Source organism: Algoriphagus kandeliae (genome assembly GCF_004571135.1).
GTDB lineage: Bacteria > Bacteroidota > Bacteroidia > Cytophagales > Cyclobacteriaceae > Algoriphagus > Algoriphagus kandeliae.
In genome coordinates, this window is the sequence record NZ_SPSB01000005.1 from 1 (window position 1) to 18,421 (window position 18,421).

The 18,421-nt window shown below is 38.2% G+C and carries 16 protein-coding genes; 4 read left to right on the forward strand and 12 right to left on the reverse strand.

The genetic code is table 11. The features are described from left to right. Together E4S40_RS15895 and E4S40_RS15900 are read right to left on the reverse strand one after the other, a co-directional pair. Positions 1-1,118 (reverse strand): right-handed parallel beta-helix repeat-containing protein (locus E4S40_RS15895; protein ID WP_135076519.1); only part of this gene is annotated, 1,118 nt, incomplete at its 3' end. A 148-nt stretch (positions 1,119-1,266) separates the two neighbouring features. Continuing rightward, positions 1,267-1,773 (reverse strand): hypothetical protein, encoded by a 507-nt coding sequence (locus tag E4S40_RS15900; RefSeq protein ID WP_135076522.1) that lies wholly within the window; start codon positions 1,771-1,773, stop codon positions 1,267-1,269. Between the two features lie 272 nt (positions 1,774-2,045). Here E4S40_RS15900 and E4S40_RS15905 point away from each other — a divergent pair, with 272 nt between their 5' ends. Then, positions 2,046-6,035, forward strand: a complete 3,990-nt coding sequence (locus E4S40_RS15905; RefSeq protein ID WP_161971819.1) for a hybrid sensor histidine kinase/response regulator transcription factor — start codon at positions 2,046-2,048, stop codon at positions 6,033-6,035. 129 nt (positions 6,036-6,164) lie between these two features. Here E4S40_RS15905 and rfbB read toward each other — a convergent pair whose 3' ends face one another. The 6 genes from rfbB to E4S40_RS15935 all read right to left on the reverse strand — a co-directional run bounded on the left by rfbB (position 6,165) and on the right by E4S40_RS15935 (position 10,681). Further along, entirely contained in the window at positions 6,165-7,217 is a 1,053-nt protein-coding gene (gene rfbB / locus E4S40_RS15910; protein ID WP_135076528.1) for a dTDP-glucose 4,6-dehydratase, read from the reverse strand. Beyond that, positions 7,214-8,275, reverse strand: coding sequence for an NAD-dependent epimerase (locus E4S40_RS15915; RefSeq protein ID WP_135076531.1), 1,062 nt, complete (start codon positions 8,273-8,275; stop codon positions 7,214-7,216). Before E4S40_RS15915 ends, rfbB begins: the two co-directional genes overlap by 4 nt. Positions 8,276-8,313: 38 nt before the next feature. Then, positions 8,314-9,480 (reverse strand): glycosyltransferase family 4 protein, encoded by a 1,167-nt coding sequence (locus E4S40_RS15920; protein WP_135076534.1) that lies wholly within the window; start codon positions 9,478-9,480, stop codon positions 8,314-8,316. A 109-nt stretch (positions 9,481-9,589) separates the two neighbouring features. Then, complete coding sequence (locus tag E4S40_RS15925; RefSeq protein WP_135076537.1) at positions 9,590-9,796, reverse strand: helix-turn-helix transcriptional regulator; 207 nt, start codon at positions 9,794-9,796, stop codon at positions 9,590-9,592. Continuing rightward, positions 9,793-10,248 (reverse strand): hypothetical protein, encoded by a 456-nt coding sequence (locus tag E4S40_RS15930; RefSeq protein ID WP_135076540.1) that lies wholly within the window; start codon positions 10,246-10,248, stop codon positions 9,793-9,795. The genes E4S40_RS15925 and E4S40_RS15930 overlap by 4 nt, the downstream gene beginning before the upstream one ends. 10 nt (positions 10,249-10,258) lie before the next feature. Beyond that, positions 10,259-10,681, reverse strand: a complete 423-nt coding sequence (locus E4S40_RS15935; protein ID WP_135076543.1) for a hypothetical protein — start codon at positions 10,679-10,681, stop codon at positions 10,259-10,261. 184 nt (positions 10,682-10,865) lie between these two features. Between E4S40_RS15935 and proC the strand changes: the two genes are divergently transcribed. Next, positions 10,866-11,666, forward strand: a complete 801-nt coding sequence (gene proC, locus E4S40_RS15940) for a pyrroline-5-carboxylate reductase (protein WP_135076546.1) — start codon at positions 10,866-10,868, stop codon at positions 11,664-11,666. A 340-nt stretch (positions 11,667-12,006) separates the two neighbouring features. On the opposite strand, the gene E4S40_RS15945 is transcribed toward proC, so the two are convergent. Further along, a complete protein-coding gene (locus E4S40_RS15945; RefSeq protein WP_135076549.1) occupies positions 12,007-14,289 on the reverse strand; it encodes a TonB-dependent receptor in 2,283 nt (760 codons plus the stop codon). Between the two features lie 133 nt (positions 14,290-14,422). Between E4S40_RS15945 and E4S40_RS15950 the strand changes: the two genes are divergently transcribed. Further along, positions 14,423-15,088, forward strand: coding sequence for a metal-dependent transcriptional regulator (locus E4S40_RS15950; protein WP_135076552.1), 666 nt, complete (start codon positions 14,423-14,425; stop codon positions 15,086-15,088). Between the two features lie 2 nt (positions 15,089-15,090). Here E4S40_RS15950 and arfB read toward each other — a convergent pair whose 3' ends face one another. After that, positions 15,091-15,522 carry an alternative ribosome rescue aminoacyl-tRNA hydrolase ArfB gene (gene arfB / locus E4S40_RS15955; RefSeq protein WP_135076555.1) on the reverse strand — a complete coding sequence of 144 codons (432 nt, stop codon included), beginning with the start codon at positions 15,520-15,522 and terminating at the stop codon, positions 15,091-15,093. Positions 15,523-15,755: 233 nt separating this feature from the next. On the opposite strand from arfB, the gene E4S40_RS15960 reads away from it, so the two are divergent. After that, complete coding sequence (locus E4S40_RS15960) at positions 15,756-16,784, forward strand: sugar phosphate isomerase/epimerase family protein (protein WP_135076558.1); 1,029 nt, start codon at positions 15,756-15,758, stop codon at positions 16,782-16,784. A gap of 60 nt (positions 16,785-16,844) precedes the next feature. Here E4S40_RS15960 and E4S40_RS15965 read toward each other — a convergent pair whose 3' ends face one another. Together E4S40_RS15965 and E4S40_RS17330 are read right to left on the reverse strand one after the other, a co-directional pair. Then, positions 16,845-17,999 carry a methionine aminotransferase gene (locus tag E4S40_RS15965; protein WP_135076561.1) on the reverse strand — a complete coding sequence of 385 codons (1,155 nt, stop codon included), beginning with the start codon at positions 17,997-17,999 and terminating at the stop codon, positions 16,845-16,847. 195 nt (positions 18,000-18,194) lie between these two features. Further along, on the reverse strand, positions 18,195-18,320 hold the full coding sequence (locus E4S40_RS17330; protein ID WP_135076564.1) for a 30S ribosomal protein THX: 126 nt from the start codon (positions 18,318-18,320) through the stop codon (positions 18,195-18,197). Positions 18,321-18,421 lie beyond the last annotated feature (101 nt).

The following is an 18,421-nucleotide window of genomic DNA, read 5'->3' on the forward strand; positions in this document are numbered from 1 at the left end:
GCATTGGAATTGGACACATACACCGCCTCGGCCACATTGGCTTTGAAAATGTTGTTTACTATCCGGTTACCTGACTGTCCAAAAGCTCCATCATATTGGATCGAATAGGCTGAACCACTGCCATTTATCGCATTGATGCTGTTGTGGTAAAAATTCAAATGGGAATTGTAATACAAAAATACCGTACGGCGGTTACCCTTGTTCTGAATCCAATTGTTGGCTACCAACCCCGGACTTTCTGCCGTCCCGTTACTGTAGGTAATCTCCAAACCTTCATCATTAGAACCCCTCAACCGATTCCCAACCACTCTTAATGCATCTTCTACCTGATCTATCTTCATGGAATACGAACTGCTCCATGAGGTCCCACGCATAGTCACCGTATTCCCCTCGATTACCGCTCCGGTCAGGTACTGCAAATAAACCCCGTAGGCAAAAGGACCCGCGATCTCGTTGTCCCGCAACTCAAAACCCGGTGAACGGCTACTACTGGAACCACCTACATAATAAAGACCGTGATCACCCCCACTGATCCGGTTATTGATCAATCTTACATTGCTAGACAGACTCGGATTCAAGCGAACGTTACCCGCATTAAAATTTCTGGAATTCCAATCAGGAGCACTTAAAACACATTGTTCAACCAATAAATCATTCAATTCATTAATTGCCGAGATAGTCCATGAATATCCGTTTCCTTGGGATTGTATAGTCAGGTTCCTGAAAATAAGATGACTGGAATTATCCAATCGAATCACGTAATTATCCGCTGTTCCAGTAGCAGCATATTGAATGACCACATCCCCCGCATTACCAGATTCGCTTTGAAAAGTGATAGTATTAGTCTCCGACGCACCGGAAATAGCTCCGAGTAGAATCTGCTCAGTGTAAGTTCCTGCTTGAACTTCAAAAGTGACCGGACCGGAAATTCCGTTGCTTGTCAAATCTGAGACAGCATCCGAAAATGTTGCATAATTCCCTGAAGCTCCAATCGTATACGAGCCAGAAAGTTGTTGAGCAAAGGCGACTGCAGTCGAAAAATAGAAAAATGAAAGAAGGAAAATTAATGATTTGAGCCTTCCAATTTTCTTTTGAGTGTTTGGTATACCTGTATCCATTTGAACTAGATTTTTTTGCTTGGCATTTACAAGCTAAAAATCCCAAACTGTCTTAATAAAGGATATCAGGTATGTATCAGATGATGTAAATATTGTAACAAGGTTAAAAAAATGCCTTTTTGAGTGTAATAAGGCAATAAAATCTCACTTAATCCCAGGTCGGAAGTAAGTGCACAAGCCGGGTTAATTCCTCTTTGGAAAGATTCTCTGAACGAACTTTCACTAAGAATCTTTTGGCAAGAATAAATTCAAGATGGATTTGAGACATCTCTTTTAATTGCTTTTCTAATATCCTAAATCCTTGATGCTCGCGAATAAAAATTTCCTCCTTGGAAGTCACTGGATCAAAGTCTGATTTCAACTTTTCTAAGCTTTGCTTTAAAAAGATAATTCCACTTTCTCCGGCACCATCCATTATTTCAAGGGTAAAGAATTTATTATTCTCAATAACATGCTGATATATTGACTGTATGGAGCTTATTCCTATTTCTTCCTGAGAACCTATAACCAAATCCACTTGGCTGAATGAACCTATATTGATTGGTGCCTTTTTCTTTAACTCCTCCCCTGTCAAAGGAACTTTTTGAGATAAATCTTCTAGAGATTGATCATACTTTCCTATTTCTTGATCATTTTGAAAGGATTGAACTTTCAAATTGGGATTTTGACAAGAAAAGAGTAGAAAAAGCAAAAACAGAAATCCAGCAAACCAATGCCCCACAATAAGCCTATTTATTATTCAGACCAAAGCTAGAGGCAGGAAATAAAACAGGATGAAAGAATTGTAACATTGAATAACAAACAGGTAACAGATTAGAAGTAAAAATTGGATTTTTACTAATTCCTAAATAAATCAGTAATAAAAAGCCTCATTTTCAAAATCTTATTATCTTAAGGACTCTATAGTTGTCGAGAATTAAATTAATCGTGAATAAGCTTAAGGAATCACTTTTTTCAAGCTTTTTATTTTTAGCTTGTTTTTTAATTGGCACTGAATCAATTGCCCAAAATGATATTTCCTTTCGGCAATTGTCAGTCAATGATGGCCTTTCACAAAACAGTGCCATATCCATTACCCAAGATCAGGATGGATTCCTTTGGATAGCTACTCAGGAAGGTCTAAATCGATATGATGGCCGAGAATTTATCCAATACCCCAAAAAATTCAATGATATTACCCAACCCACTCAAGTCATTTTGGGAAAGGTATATTCGGATACCAAAAATCGAATTTGGATTATTCCAGATTCTACAGTTCCTGAAAAATTAGACCGAGATTCAAATGAATTCATCCCAATTGAAGGAGTAAGTTCTGCAAATCATATTTTCGAGGACTCGGAAGGAAATATATGGATTGGCACCCTATCTGGGCAACTTTTTCATTGGAATGAAAATTCCCAAAAAGCAGAACTAATATGGAATGATCCAACAAAAGAGATCAATCATATTGCTGAATATCAGGACCAGCTTCTTCTAACTTTCAAAGATGAGATTTCAATTTTTAATAAGGAGTCCCAATCAATTGAACCAGTAATAAGAGCTGGGGAAGAATCCTTTTTCTCAATAGCCTTACCCCTGAAAAATGGTTCTATTTTATATGGAACTCTATCAAAAGGAATATGGATTATACTTGAATTAGGTGAGGAATCTATTCCCATTTCAGATTATTTAGATTTGGAATCCAACCCATTTGAAGACATCATGATCTTAGATATTTGGGAAGCTCAAAATGGTCTGGTTTGGATTGCGTCTTATGGTCAAGGCACTTTTTTAATTGATTTTGACAATCAACAAATTCAGAACTTCACCTATTCCAAACAAAACCCAAGATCCATCCACTATAATGATATTCTATGCCTCTACGAGGATTACACAGGTACAATTTGGTTGGGCTCAGATGGAGCAGGCCTTAGCTTTTATGATCCTTTTCTAGAGAAATTCAACTTTTTCCATAATCAGCAGCTTCCTGAAGAAATTAATATTGATGTAATCCGATCTATATATGTGGGGTCGGATGATAAAGTTTGGATTGGAACTTCTGGAAAAGGGTTAACCTCCTATGATCCAAAAACAGGAATTTGGAAAACATTTCATGCTACAGAAAATAATCCCAACACTATTCGGAATGATCGGGTAATGAGTTTGTTGGGAATTCAGGATAAACTTTGGATCGGCTATCAAGATGGAGGCTTAAGCATTTTGAACACCAAATCCGGGATTTTCCGACACTATGATGATTCTTCTAAACCTTCCCTTCCAAGTAACACTATTTGGAAGATTCTAAATGATTCTAAAAATCGAGTTTGGCTTTGTACCCGAAATGACGGATTGATTCAATTTGACCCTGAAAAAGGAGTTGTAGAGCAGTTTATACACAAGGAAGGAGATCCAAGGAGCATTCCCGATAATAATATCCGAACTATTCTACAATCAGGTGAAGATGAATTTTGGATTGGTACTGAAAATCAAGGGATCGCCAAATTCAATTTAAAAACCAAAACATTTGAACGATTCCAGCATAAAAAAGGTGAGGAAAATACGCTTAGTAATAACTCCATCAAATCCCTTTACCTAGCACCTGACAACAAGCTATGGATAGGAACTAATGGCTCAGGGATCAATATCTTTGACATCAACTCTAGGAAATTTGACTACATAACCACTGAAAATGGCCTTCCAAATGATGTAATCTATGCTATTCTCCCAGATGAAAATGGAAATTTATGGTTAAGCTCCAATAAAGGAATTTCCCAAATCCGAAGCTCAAATTCAGAATACCAAATCACGAACTACACCAATTATGATGGTTTGGCAACAGAGTTCAATACAGGTGCATATTTCAAACATCCATCAGGAACCCTTTATTTTGGTAGTTTGGAAGGTTTGTATTGGTTTGATGCAGAAGATATTTCTTTTAATCCCATTCGGCCAAAAACTGCAATAACCCACATTCAAGTATTTGGCAATGAATTCCCATTGACAGAAAATCAAAATTTCAAGTATCACCAAAACACCCTGACTTTTTCAATTTCCAGCTTGGTTTTTTCCAGTCCCGAGAAAAACCAATTTGAATATTACTTAGAGGGCTATGATGAAGATTGGATAAATGGAGGAACCTTTAATATTGCTCGATACACAAATCTTCCTCCCGGGGATTATACCTTTTTTGCTCGATCCAGTAATTATGATGGCATATGGACAGAAGATATTGTTCAATACAACTTTTCCATTTTACAGCCTTGGTATTGGACTTTGTTTGCAAAACTGATCTATATATTGCTTACGATTTTTGGGATTTGGTGGTTTATCAATTACCTAAAATGGAAATGGCAAATGCAATATGAGCTTCAGCTAAAAGAAGCTGAATCACAACGATTGCATGAAATAGATCAGTTTAAGACCAATTTTTTCACCAATATATCCCACGAATTTAGGACACCATTGACCTTGATGATGGGTACAGTTCAGCGATTATTCCAAGAATCCGAAAACCCTGTTTTCAAATCTCAATTGAATCTGATCAAGCACAATTCATCACGATTATTGAATTTGGTAGATCAATTATTGGAAGCTTCAAAAATCAAAACCGGAAGATTAAACCTCAAAATTCAAAAGGGTAATCTTGGTTTATTGCTTCAGACGGTTACCATGAATTTTTTCTATTCTGCTTCTGAAAAAGGAATGAAGCTGAATAGCAAAATCCCGCTACTAAGTGAAATTTGGTTTGATGCGGACAAGGTTGAAAAAATTGTCGGAAACCTTCTTCAGAATGCCATCAAATACGGTAAGCCCAAAACGGAAATTTTACTAGAAGCTGAACGAAGCGGAAATTATGTAACCCTTAAGGTCAATAATACTAGCTCTAGAAGGTACAGTCAAGAAGAAAAAGATCACCTTTTTGATAAATTTTTTAAAGCAGATAAGAACTCAGATGGATTTGGAATTGGTCTCCCTATGATCAAAGATTTGGTTGAATTGCATAAAGGAACCATTCAATTAAATTTAGAAAAGACAGAACTATTTGAAGTCGAAATAAGGCTACCTATTGACAAGTATTTCTTTTCACCTGAAGATGTATGGGAGAATAGTTCGGAGGAAAATTTAGAGGAATTATCCCCTACTCCTATTCAGGCCAATGAAAAATCACCGTTGATACTTATTGTAGAGGATAATGATGATTTGAGGAAGTTTTTGAAAGATAATTTGAAAGGCTATTTCAATCTCATTGAAGCCAAAAATGGAAAGGAGGGGCTGTATTTAGCATTGAAAAAGATTCCGGACCTTATTATTTCTGATGTAATGATGCCTGAAATGGATGGGATTGAATTGTGCCATTCTCTAAAAACCGATCAGAAAACTTCACATATTCCGATCATCCTCCTTACTGCAAAATCAGAAGAAGAACATATGTTAAAAGGGTTAAGAGAAGGAGCCGATGATTACATGATCAAGCCTTTTTCCATTCAGAAATTACTGGTTCGAATTGAAAAGCTAATTGAACTTCGCAAAAATCTTCAAATACGTTACTCAGGAAAAACCGAGGTATCACCAAGCGAAATCGCTGTCACTTCCACTGATGAAGTATTTCTACAAAAAGTTCAGGAAATCGTCGATTCTGATTTATTGGATTCAAATTTTTCAGTGGATGATTTTAGCAAAAAACTTGGGATGAGTAGAATGCAGCTTCATAGAAAATTAACTGCTTTAACAGGACTCGCTACCTCAGCATTTATTCGGGATCAAAGACTACGTAAATCCTTACAAAAGTTAGAAAAGACCGATGAAACGGTTGCTGAGATTGCTTATTCAGTTGGTTTCTCTTCTCCCTCCTATTTCATTAAATGCTTTAAAGAAACCTACCAGATGACACCATCTGAATACCAGGAAAGCAAACAAAAAAATAAGGGTGTCTCATAAATAACCTTTGTCATGCTAAGCGCCTACTTTGCCAGTAGGCAGAAAGTCGAAGTCTATTTTCAACTAGTTTAGCTTCGCTTCGACTCGGCTCAACGTGACAAAAAATAAGATTTGAGACAGCCCCATTTATTAAGACTCATAATGCTCCCGGTAATAATCCTGATAGGATCCCGAGGTGACATGGTCTAGCCAGTCTTGATTTTCGAGATACCAATCAATCGTCAAATCAATTCCTTCTTCAAACTGCAAACTTGGCTCCCAACCTAGTTCTTTTTGAATTTTGGTAGCATCAATGGCATAGCGAAGGTCATGTCCTGCTCTATCTTTTACAAAAGTGATCAATTGCTCAGAAGTCCCAGGTTCTCGGCCTAGTTTTTCATCCATTTTCTTACAAAGCAATCGGACAATATCAATATTTTTCCACTCGTTAAAGCCTCCGATATTATAGGTTTCTCCTGGCTCTCCCTTATGAAACACGGTATCAATAGCCCTTGCATGGTCTTTTACAAATAACCAATCCCTTACATTCTCCCCTTTTCCATAAACCGGAAGAGGCTTCATATTCTTGATATTATTGATGCAAAGCGGAATCAGTTTTTCAGGGAAATGATTCGGACCATAGTTATTAGAACAGTTAGAAATAACCGTCCTCATTTTGTAGGTATTCGCATAAGCCCTTACAAAATGATCGGAAGCAGCTTTTGAAGCTGAATACGGAGACTGCGGGTCATAAGGAGTCGTTTCTATAAAGAATCCTCCATCATGCAATGAGCCATAAACCTCATCAGTAGAAACATGGTAGAAAAGATGTTGATCCAATTCACCATTCCAAGCCTTCTTCGCAGCATTTAGAAGATTCACCGTCCCAATCACATTGGTTTTTACAAATGCCAAAGGATCAGTAATCGAACGATCCACATGTGACTCAGCAGCTAAATGTATGACGTCAGTGATTTGATGATTAGAGAAAACTGAATCTAGGGCCTCAGCATCTTGAATATCTACTTTTTCGAACTTGTAATTTGCTGCCCCTTCTACTTCTTTTAGGTTCTCAAGATTACCTGCATAAGTCAATGCATCCAAATTGACAATCAAATAGTCGGGATACTTTTCAACAAAAAGTTTGACTACGTGCGAACCGATAAACCCGGCCCCACCTGTTATCAATATTCTTTTTTTCATTTAATATCTTTATTGTAATAGTCTAAATACCAGTCAGTAAAAGCTTTTACTCCTTCCTCTATTGGCGTATTTGGTTTATAGCCTGTATCCCGAATCAAATCTTCCACATCCGCATGCGAAGCGGGTACATCACCTGGTTGCAAAGGAAGCAAATCCATTTTCGCCTCCTTACCTAATCCCTTTTCAATGGCCTTAATATAATCCATCAGCAACACCGGAGCGGAATTACCGATGTTGTAAATTTTAAACGGAGCTCGGCTACTTCCAGGGTCAGGATTTTGAGGATCAAAATCAGGGTTTGGTTTTGCCGGTCTTTCTGCAACTTTCAAAATTCCCTCTACGATATCATCGATATAGGTGAAATCCCTTTTCATCTTTCCATAATTGAAAACTTGAATTGGTTTTCCTTCAAGGATCGCTTCTGTAAATAAAAACAAGGCCATATCCGGTCTACCCCAAGGTCCATAAACCGTAAAGAATCTCAGACCTGTTGTGGGAATTCCAAAAAGATGGCTATAGGTATGAGCCATCAATTCATTTGACTTTTTCGAAGCTGCGTAAAGCGAAATGGGATGATCTACTGAATCAGAAGTTGAAAAAGGCATTTTCTCATTGGATCCGTAAACCGAACTAGAAGAGGCATACACCAGGTGCTTGACAGGATGGAATCGGCAACACTCCAAAATATTCAAAAAAGCTACAATGTTACTTTCGATATAAACTTCCGGATGAGAAAGTGAATATCGAACCCCAGCCTGAGCAGCTAAATGGATGACAACATCAAATTTTTCTTCCTCAAACAACTTCATCAAGGGATCTTTTTGGGCTAAATCCAAACGAATGAACCTAAAGTTGGGATGCTTTGATGAAGGTGCTAATTCTCCATATTGAATTTGATCCTGATCGACTCCCAAATGAGCCAATCTGGCAAATTTCAAATCCACATCATAATAATCATTGATCACGTCCAGACCAACCACCTCTTCTCCCTGCTCAATCAAGCGCTTAGAGACGTGGAAGCCTATAAAGCCGGCAGTACCGGTTACCAAATATTTCATAGAGGAAGGTAAAAAGATCTACTTGGGTCAAATATAAACTATTCAGATTTTTTGGCCTCATCCAAAAGCCGCAGGTAATTGGAAAATATTTCCACCTGGATTTTTTCCCGACGATAATTTTCATGGATTTCCTCCAAAAGCCGATCTGCCATTTGGGCCATTTTATCCCTTTTGACGAAAGCAAATTCTAGCGCTTCTTTCAAAATCTCCACATTTCCAACTGGAAAGATCAAACCTGTTTTTTGTTGGGTGATGATATCCCGATTACCAATAATGTCAGAACAAATGATTGGGAGTTGCATCGCGCCTGCTTCAAGTAAAACATTTGGAAAACCTTCACGATGAGAAGGATGAACCAATACATCCGCCAAAGCCATGTAATGTGCTACATGATCTGTCCAATCAATCTGCACGATTCGAGGGTGATCATTGATTTGCTGAATGATCTCAGAATTCAAAGGGTTCAAATCCTGTTCAAAAGAACCTAAGAGTACTAGTTTAGAGCGGTTTGCAATTTTGGATCCCAAAAAAGCCTGCACCAATTCTTCTATTCCCTTATCCTTTACCAATCTTCCCACTGCCAAAATGATAAAATCATCTTCACCCGGCATGATTCGCATGGTAGCAGCCACCAAATGATTTTCTTTCAAGGCATTCCGGTTAAACTTTTCCAAGTCTACTCCATTGGAAGAGCCTTTACCGATCATTCTAACCTTTTCAGCAGGACAAAATCCCTGCTCGAGAATGAAGTTTCTCAACCCTTCGGAATTGGGCCAAATTTCAGTCGCATTCGCATAGGTCCACTTTTCAGCATTTTCAAGTACACCTTTTTTTGTCCCTTTTGCGGCCATGGCAGGCATTCCAGCCAAGGTATGAATCCGGATTTTTACCCCAGCTAAATTAGCAGCAATCATTCCTAACAATCCAGCCTTTGGTGTGTGTGTATGGACGATATCGGGTTGTTCTTTTTTGAAAAGCTTGTACAGTTTCCAAATACAAGCAGCATCCTGAATTGGTGTTATTTTTCGTGTAAAAGGAATTACCTGATGTGATACTCCTTCTGCCTTTTCAATTTTGGGAATTTCTTTGCCATCGGCACTTACCATCAGTACTTCCCACCCTTTTTTCTTCGCATAAGCCATTTGGCCTTGAAGGAGTAATTGTAAAGAAAGCGGAACAGTAGTGATTCGAATCAGTTTGGGCATCAGCAAAAGATTAGTAAAAATGCAAAAGTAAAAGATTCAATCCAGATTGTCCCTTTTAAAAGGGAATTGGATCGAATCTTTCTACCAAGATCGGTATTTCGCAATAAATTCAAGAAAAGTCGGAAGGCTCTAATTCGAAGATTTCCTCCACAGATATATCAAACACTTTGGCAATTTTTAATGCCAAAACCGTGGATGGGACATATTTCCCGGCCTCAATGGAATTGATGGTTTGTCTGGAAACTTGCACTTTTTCAGCTAAATCCTGTTGGGTTAGATTATGCCGGGCTCGTTCTACTTTGATCGTATTTTTCATAAGCTCAAACCCAAATTCCGATCTTGCCTAAACATGACCCATCTAAATCTTAGAATAAACAGAACAGGAATTGAAAACATATTGAAAAAGATAAAAGAGAGATAATCAACTCCATAAAAGACGACTGTTCCAATCACATTCAGCAAGAAATAACCATAGCAAGCCAATAGAATAGAATCGAGCCGAAGTTTCTGAATGTATTCGTCCTCCTCCTTTTCCTTGGAAAAAGAGATCAAAAACAAAGAAGCAAGTAAGCCAATAATGGCAAGTTCATTTGTCAAATTCCGGTCCTCAAAATTAAATACATCCTTTAAAGTGCCTGGACTCATTTCAAGCCAAGAAAATTCAAACTCATAAAAGGCACATAAAAAGGTCAAAATTGCAAAAGGCAGCAATAGGATCCATCCAATTTTTTGGTAGCTGTGCGGAAGGAGAATTTTAGATAAGTTCATAGTTTTAGGTTTAGTTATTCGTTTTCGAGGCTTGATATTTTTGGAGCTGAAATGCAGCGAAGATGTAAAGGTTGAGTAAAAACAAAACCAGGTAAACCGTAAACATCTCCGAAGTCAGGCGATCATATCGAAGGTAATTGATCAACATAATCGCTCCGAGTCCCCAAATCATCCAAAAGAATCCAGTCTGAAATGCCTGAAGTCGAAATGATCGGATCATTTCATCCTCAACTTTCTCTCTTGTCAGATTCAATATCCCAAATCCAATCGCCCAAAATCCATAAAGAATTTGTGCTGCTTCATTCGGGTCCATATTGGGATTGGCAAAGGCCAAACCAATAACCAACACAACCGGCAATGGAAATAAGGCATAAGCAACCTTTTTCCAGCCAACAGATAAAAGCGGTACGTTGAAAATAGATCGATTCTCCATATGTCAATTATTTTTTACCAAATGTAAAACAAACTTTACCTTATGTCAAAATTTCTTTTCAAAAAAATGTTAAATCAGGATATACAACACTTAAACACACCCGATATTAATTTTCAATTTTTTCAAAAAGGAAGGGCTTTTGTTTACCTTTATTTAATCGATCACATGAAAACTTGCCATTTTTATGATTTTACAATCAAAAATTGCTGTAATAGGCTGTGGGAATTTGGGTACGGCCATCGCCAGAGGACTTTTATCAATTGAAGGATTTAAAGCTCAAAACCTCACCTTAACCAAAAGAAATGTGAATTCCTTGAAGGAATTTTCAGAGAAAGGAGTTGCAATTACAAGCAATAACAGTCAAGCTTCGCAAGGTGCTGATATTATTATTCTAGGAGTAAAACCATACAACGTTGCACCCATTTTGATGGAAATAAATCCTTCCATTAATCCCAAAAATCAAATCATTGTCTCCTTGGCAACAGGAGTGACAATTGCAGAAATATTAGAAAATACCAGTTCCGAAACCATTGCTTTTCGAGCAATGCCCAATATTGCTGCTGACATTCAAGAATCCATTACCTGCATTTGTTCTAGAAATGCTAATACAGACCAAGTTGCTTTAATCACCCAACTTTTTGACTCAATCGGGCAGACGGTAGAAATCGATGAGGGACTAATGGAGGCTGCCACAGTTTTAGGAGCTTGTGGGATTGCGTATGTTTTACGCTTCATGCGGGCTATGATACAAGGAGGAATTCAAATTGGATTTGATGCAGTCACTGCAAGTCGAATTGTCAATCAGACCGTAAAAGGTGCAGCTGAATTAATGATTCAAAAGGACATGCATCCAGAAGAAGCCATTGATAAGGTAACCACACCAAAGGGTTGTACCATTGTTGGGCTTAATGAAATGGAACATCAAGGATTCAGCTCTGCCATGGTAAAAGGGGTTTTAGCCAGCTACGAAAAAATCGAAAAGTAAACTCACTTACACTTCAGAGACTTTCAATCGGATTTAACGATTTAATAATCTAGGGGAATTATCTGCCCTCAGAGGCCTTGCAATCGTATGCGAAGTAAAATAATTCAATTTTTTATCCTAAAAATCATAATTATCTGAAAAACAATTATTTGAGGATTGTTTTTTTTTTGAATCTTTTTACTAGATTTGTCTTGGGTGATAAACAACTTTTACTGTTCCTTTTTGAAAGAAACAACTTTTGTAGGAAGGGTTGTTTGGTATTTTTTCTCCTTCCTTTCTTTATGATCTTCTGCTCTGTCTGGCTCCGGTTCTATAACCGGAGTTAGTTTTTTAGGCCTTTTCAATCCCCCATTATCAATCTCACTCCTAAAAACCCTCTGATCCCCTGATTTGGAGCAAACATGTAAGTGGGGTCAAAAGTAAGCGCATAAGGATTATCAGGCGTGGCAATCACCGAACCATCCTGAGCAAATTGAACTTGCCGATCAAATGGGTCAAATGCCCTTGCTATACTATTAGCAGGTGGGGTAAAATTCAATAAGTTCTTGACTCCTCCGAATAATTCCCACCCATTTTTAAAACGTTTTGTGATCTGAATATTCTGAATACTCCACCATGGAGAATATTCAGATCGGGGATCCAAATCCCCCAATAATGGCAATCTCATCGGGCTATAAACATTTCCCGTGTAATCAATTTTCCAGGAACCTTTTGGAGAGGTGTAAGCAATATTCCAAACTCCAGAAAAATTTTCTGTAAGAAGCTGACGGACAATTTCGCCATTTTCTTCAAATGAAACATCCATCAAGGTAAATCCAAGGTTTCCTTCCAAGCCTGACGGGAAAGCGAAAGCAGAATTCAGCGATAAGCCTTTAGAAACGGAATATCCATTCAAATTGCCATAAATAATTTGATTGGGGTCAGTTTCATAATCGGGTATTATTCGGTTTGAAAAATGAGTATAGAATAATGACCCATCCAGGCTTAAAAACACTCCCCTATCCGTGTAGAATTTCTTTACCAAATTGGCGTTTCCATTCCAAGATCGCTCAGGTTGAAGCTCTTCCTTAAAAATCACCTGCCTTGCTCCTGTAAGTGCTGCATGATCTTCGGTGAATACATTTGCCACCCGAAACCCATTCCCAGCCGATAGTCGAAAGGTCAAGCTTTGATCTTCAGAACTAATTTTCAAATTGGCCCTTGGAGATGCAATCAGTCCATGAATAGAGTGGTAATCTACCCGTGAACCTAGCAAAAGACTTGTATTGCCTTGAATTCGAATTTCATCCTGTACAAAAACTCCTGGTAGGTGAAAAATCGAAGGCTGATTTATATCCAAATTTGTCCCTGCGGTAGCAGGCGTATTATCATCATAGAACGTGTATCTATAAGCTATACCGGATAAAAATTGATGATTTCCTGCTTCCTGAGTCCAAGTTAATTGACTGAAAATGATTCGCTGATCACCTAGATATTCGACATTTCCATAAACTGAATTTTGGTTATGTCCATTAGCAGAAAATTGAAGATTTACCCCATTTAGGTGAGGTAATTCATAATTTCCAAAAAGCTCCCATCGACTCGTGAATATGCTTTCTCCATATATTTCCTCTCCTCCCCGATAGGCAGGAGTCCAGTTCATCTGTCCACCCCATCTGTCTTCATACAGGTATCGCATACCTATTGAAAATCCCTTTCTACTAGTCCTTTCGAAGTCCAACTTCTGAAAAACAGAAATTCGTTTGGCAAGGGTCAAATCTGTCATTCCATCTTGATTATGATCGATGGGATTATCATAATAAAATCCATTTATCCCAGTCAAAGATTGGATTTGAGAGCCCCAAGAAGACTTTAGACCCAAATCAAGATTTACTTCTCCCCAACTAGTTCCCATGGATTCAAATGCCAAAGAGGGAGCTGAATCAGGATGTTTGGTAATAATATTAATCAGGCCTCCAACGGCTTCTGAGCCATACAAGGTAGAAGCAGGTCCCTTGACCACCTCTATTCGATCAATAAGTGATTGGGGAATACCTGTTAGACCATAAACCGTTGCCAAACCGCTTACTATAGGCATCCCATCCAATAAAACCATGGTATAAGGACCTTCAAGGCCATTGATGTGAATATCTCCTGTATTGCAAATATTACAATTGACTTGGGGCCGGACTCCATTGATAGTAGTTAGCGACTCGAAAAGGGATGGCGCTGGATTAGCTTTAAAAAAGCCTTCTTTGAAAACCTCAATAGGAACTGGACTATTGGATCGAGAAACCTCCTGAAGCGTTCCGCTGATTACTACCTCATCTAAGGAACTATCCAATGCTTCAAGATTTATCTCAAAAAAGCCCTTTGAAGGAATTGAAACCTCCAATGATTTTTTCTTAAAACCAAGTAAAGAAACTTCAAGTCGATGAATTCCATTCGGAATACCTTGAACAGAAAAATATCCCAAAGAATCAGAGGTTGCACCCTTAGATATGTCCGGCAGATAGATGGTTGCAAACTCCAATCCTTTTCCATTGGAAACAATTTTTCCTTCCAAATTCTCTTGAGAAAAAGCGATTGGAGATAAGAGGATCAAGAAAACTTGAAAAAAGAACCATCTTTTTCCGATACTCATCAATTTCAAAGGAAGAGAACTATTCATCAAATCAGCCATCATAAATTAGATTACAAAAATATAAATTGTTAGAGTATTCTAACAAATAATTTAATCAGATTTTTTTCTAATATTTGAATCATCAAAAATTCTTATGGCATCACAAACAGAAGAGAATTATCTCAAAGCTTTATTCAACTTGGCAAACCAAGAAGGGGAAATCAACATTTCTGAACTGGCTCAGCAATTGGAAGTAAGCATGCCAACAGCCAATTCAATGGTAAAAAACCTTCAAAAAAGAGGTTTGGTACAGTATGAAAAATACAAGCCGGTGAAACTTACGCCTGTTGGCAAAAAGGAAGCAGCTTTGATCATCCGCAAACACCGGTTAACCGAAATGTTTTTAGTCAATAAAATGGGTTTTGGATGGGAGGAAGTACATGAAATAGCAGAGCAGGTAGAACATATACATTCACCCAAGCTTTTTGAAAGAATGGATGAAATGATGGGTTTCCCCACAGTAGACCCACACGGCTCCCCTATTCCTGATAAACAAGGAAGAATCCAAAACCTACAACTAAAGAGCTTAATTGATGCCAATCCTGGACAAGAAGCTGTGCTTTCCGCTTTGGCTGATTCGTCTACAGATTTTTTACAATACCTGAACAGTAGAAATTTAAAGTTGGGAACAGAACTGAAAATCCTATCTAAAGAACCTTTTGACCAAAGTATGATTGTAAGTTATGGAAGCGTTGAAAAAGAAACGCTCAGTCAGAAGGTTTGTGAAAAATTATTGGTGAAAATTTTTGAAACTAATTAAAATCAAAGATCAGGTTTCCAACCCCGATTTGACTTTTTCTCTCCTCGAGCTTTTTTTTCTTTCAGTCTGTTTTCTATCGCAGATTTACTTGGCTTAGTTGCCTTCCGGATTTTCTTTTTTTGAAAGGCTTTGCGAAGCAAATCATAAAACTTCTGAATTACTAGCTCCTTATTTTGAGTTTGGGAACGTTTCTCTTGGGCTGTCAAGTGTAAGATATCCTCCTGATCAATCTTGTTTGCCACTTTAGACCTTAAGGTATTTTTCTCCTCGTCTGAAAGAATTATTGAAGAACCAATATTAAAAAGCAACTCAACTTTAGTCTCAACTTTGTTGACATGCTGACCTCCCGGTCCCGAACTTCGGGAAGTTTTAAATTGTAATTCATTTTCGAATTCGCCTGATTGAATACGTTCAAGCAATGGTCTTTTTTCCATAATTGTAGCACCACTTGGTCATTAAACCTTGAGCTTATCTAACTCTCTACATCCTTATTCTTGTTCAAATTGATTTATTTTTCCATTGAAAAAAACAAAAGATCCAAAGCTGACCCAGTTTCAATTTTCCGTTTAAAAAACAATACAGAAAATTCATCTTAAAAATTTCTGAAATATGAGTCTATTCTTTTAAATTGACACAATAGAAATTAATCCCTTTAATCGATTCGGTCATGAAAAATAGAAGAGAGTTCTTAATCCAATCCATAATGGGAGCTGCTGCGCTTTCACTGTCTCCCCTTGCACTTCGCGGAGCTCCTGCTATTATTCGGAACTACAACCGCCCCAATAGTCTAATCAACGGAGTTCAAATCGGCTGTATTACTTACTCTTTCCGATCCCTTCCTGATCAAAGTGCTGAAGCCACACTTAAATATGTGAAGGAGTGTGGAATTTCAGCTATCGAATTAATGGGAGATCCCGCAGAAAGCTTTGCAGGAATACCGCAATCAAATTTCGACAGAAGGAGAATGTTTCAACTTGGGCGAAAAATGCGAGGAGGAGAAGAACTGACGGCAGATGAACAAAAAGAAATGGCTGAAATTCGGGCTCAAGCTGATGCCTATTCTAAAGAAGTAGCTGAATGGAGAGCAAAGGTGGATATGAAGCCCTTTGAAACTATTCGAAAAATGTACAATGATGCCGGAGTAAGTATCTATGCCTTCAAACCTAGTGCATTTGGTATGTCTAATACAGATGCTGAAATAGCTTATGGAATGCGAGCTGCTAAAGCATTGGGAGCTTCACATGTAACTTTAGAACATCCCTCCAATGATGCGCATACCCTGAAATTGGGAAAAATGGGTGAACAATACGGAATGTCTGTAGCCTACCATGGACACGAACAGCAAACCTTTGATTTTTGGGATACTGCTTTGGAGCAAAGCCCAAGAAATGCACTCAATTTGGACATGGGACATTACATCGCTGCTGGTCATACCGATTTAATTCAGCTTATCGAGAAGCAACATTCCCACATTCTTAGCATGCACACCAAAGACCGACAAACTCCAGCTAATGGAAAAGGAAATGTTGTTTGGGGAACTGGAGATACACCGATTGGGGATGTACTCAAACTAATTCAAAGAAATAAATACAACTTCCCAGCTACCATCGAGTTGGAATATCAGGTTCCTGAAGGATCCGATCCTATAAAAGAAGTTCAAAAATGTCTGGAGTTTTGCCAGAAAAGTCTTGCCTGATTCCTTGAAAGAGGAATAACTTAACACAGCCTGCCGGCAGCGGAAACGTTGCCGGTTTTTTTATAAGATTTTTGAAAGATTTTGAAGCTTATCCAAGGCATCAGCTAATTCATTCTCCTCCTTTGCAAAGCAAAAACGGATATACTTAGGATCTTGATGATCATGATAAAATGCAGAAACAGGAATACAGGCAACTTTTAATTCTTGAGTCATACGCTTAGCCAATTCCCGATCTGAAATATTCGACAAATGACCAAAATAAGCCATTTGAAAAAAGCTTCCTTGCGCTGGCTCGTAGTCTAATCCCGTATGCTTTAGTCCATCACAAAAGAAATCCCGTTTCTTTTCATAAAAATCTGAAACTGATTCATAATGCGAAGGGTTTTGTAGGTATTCAGCTAAAGCATATTGAATCGGAGTTACTGTACTAAAAGTGACAAATTGATGGACTTTCCTGAATTCTCTCATCAATTCCTTGGGAGCAATACAAAATCCAATTTTCCATCCTGTCACATGAAAGGTCTTCCCGAATGAACCACAAACAAAGCTTTTACCTCGCAATTCTTCCTGCCCCGCCAAAGAGAGATGACTTCTACCATCAAAGGCAATATGCTCATACACCTCATCACTGATTACATAAATATCCCGATCTCGAACAAGTGCGGATAAATGTTTTAAGTCTTCTTCAGTCCAAACATATCCTGATGGGTTGTGAGGTGTATTGATTACGATTGCCTTGGTCCTGAAATTTACCGCATGCCGAACTTGCTCCCAATCAATAGAAAAATCACCCGGCTTTAGACTTACGTGGATAGGGCTAGCTCCAGCTAAAAGCACTGCTGGCTCATAGGAATCATAGGCAGGCTCCAATAAAATCACCTCATCTCCAGGTTGGGCCACCGCAGTAATTGCGCAAAAAATCGCTTCTGTTGCTCCAGACACAATACTTACTTCCTCGTCTGGATCGGGCAGATACCCATAACAACGCTGGGTTTTCACTGCCAATACATCCCGTAATTCAGGAATTCCAGCCATAGGGGCATATTGATTAAAACCATCCTGAGTGTACTTAGCCACCAATTCCAGCAAATGGGGATCGGCTCCAAAACCAGGAAATCCCTGAGATAAATTTATGGCTTGGAAGTCCTTTGCCATTTGAGACATCACCGTAAAAATCGTTGTACCTACCCGTGGTAATTTTGAATGAAAAGACATAGGAAATTCTTTTTTCTGGAAAATCAGGAAACTTCACTCCAAAAGTCAAAGCCTTGAATTCTTTATAATTTGAGAAAAAATCTTCAAAGACGAGGCCTTCTCCAATTCAATTTTCAAATCCTGCTACTTAACTTATTGAAAAATCAAAAATTGCCACGAAGAAAAAAGGGGGCCGAAGCCCCTCAATGATCAATCTTACTTTTTTTCCAAACCCAACTTAGCTTTACGCGATTTGCGATTTGCTTCTTTTTTGGGTCTGCTTGCTCCGAAAGTTCCACGATTGATTTTCCCTCGTTTTGATTTCAAATCTCCTTTTCCCATAAGATTTTAGGTTTAGTTAATAATAAAGCGAAGTTAGAAAAATCTGCTTTTTCAGTCAATTTCGAGCAAATCTGAAAAGTTGGGATAAATAAAATCCTCCG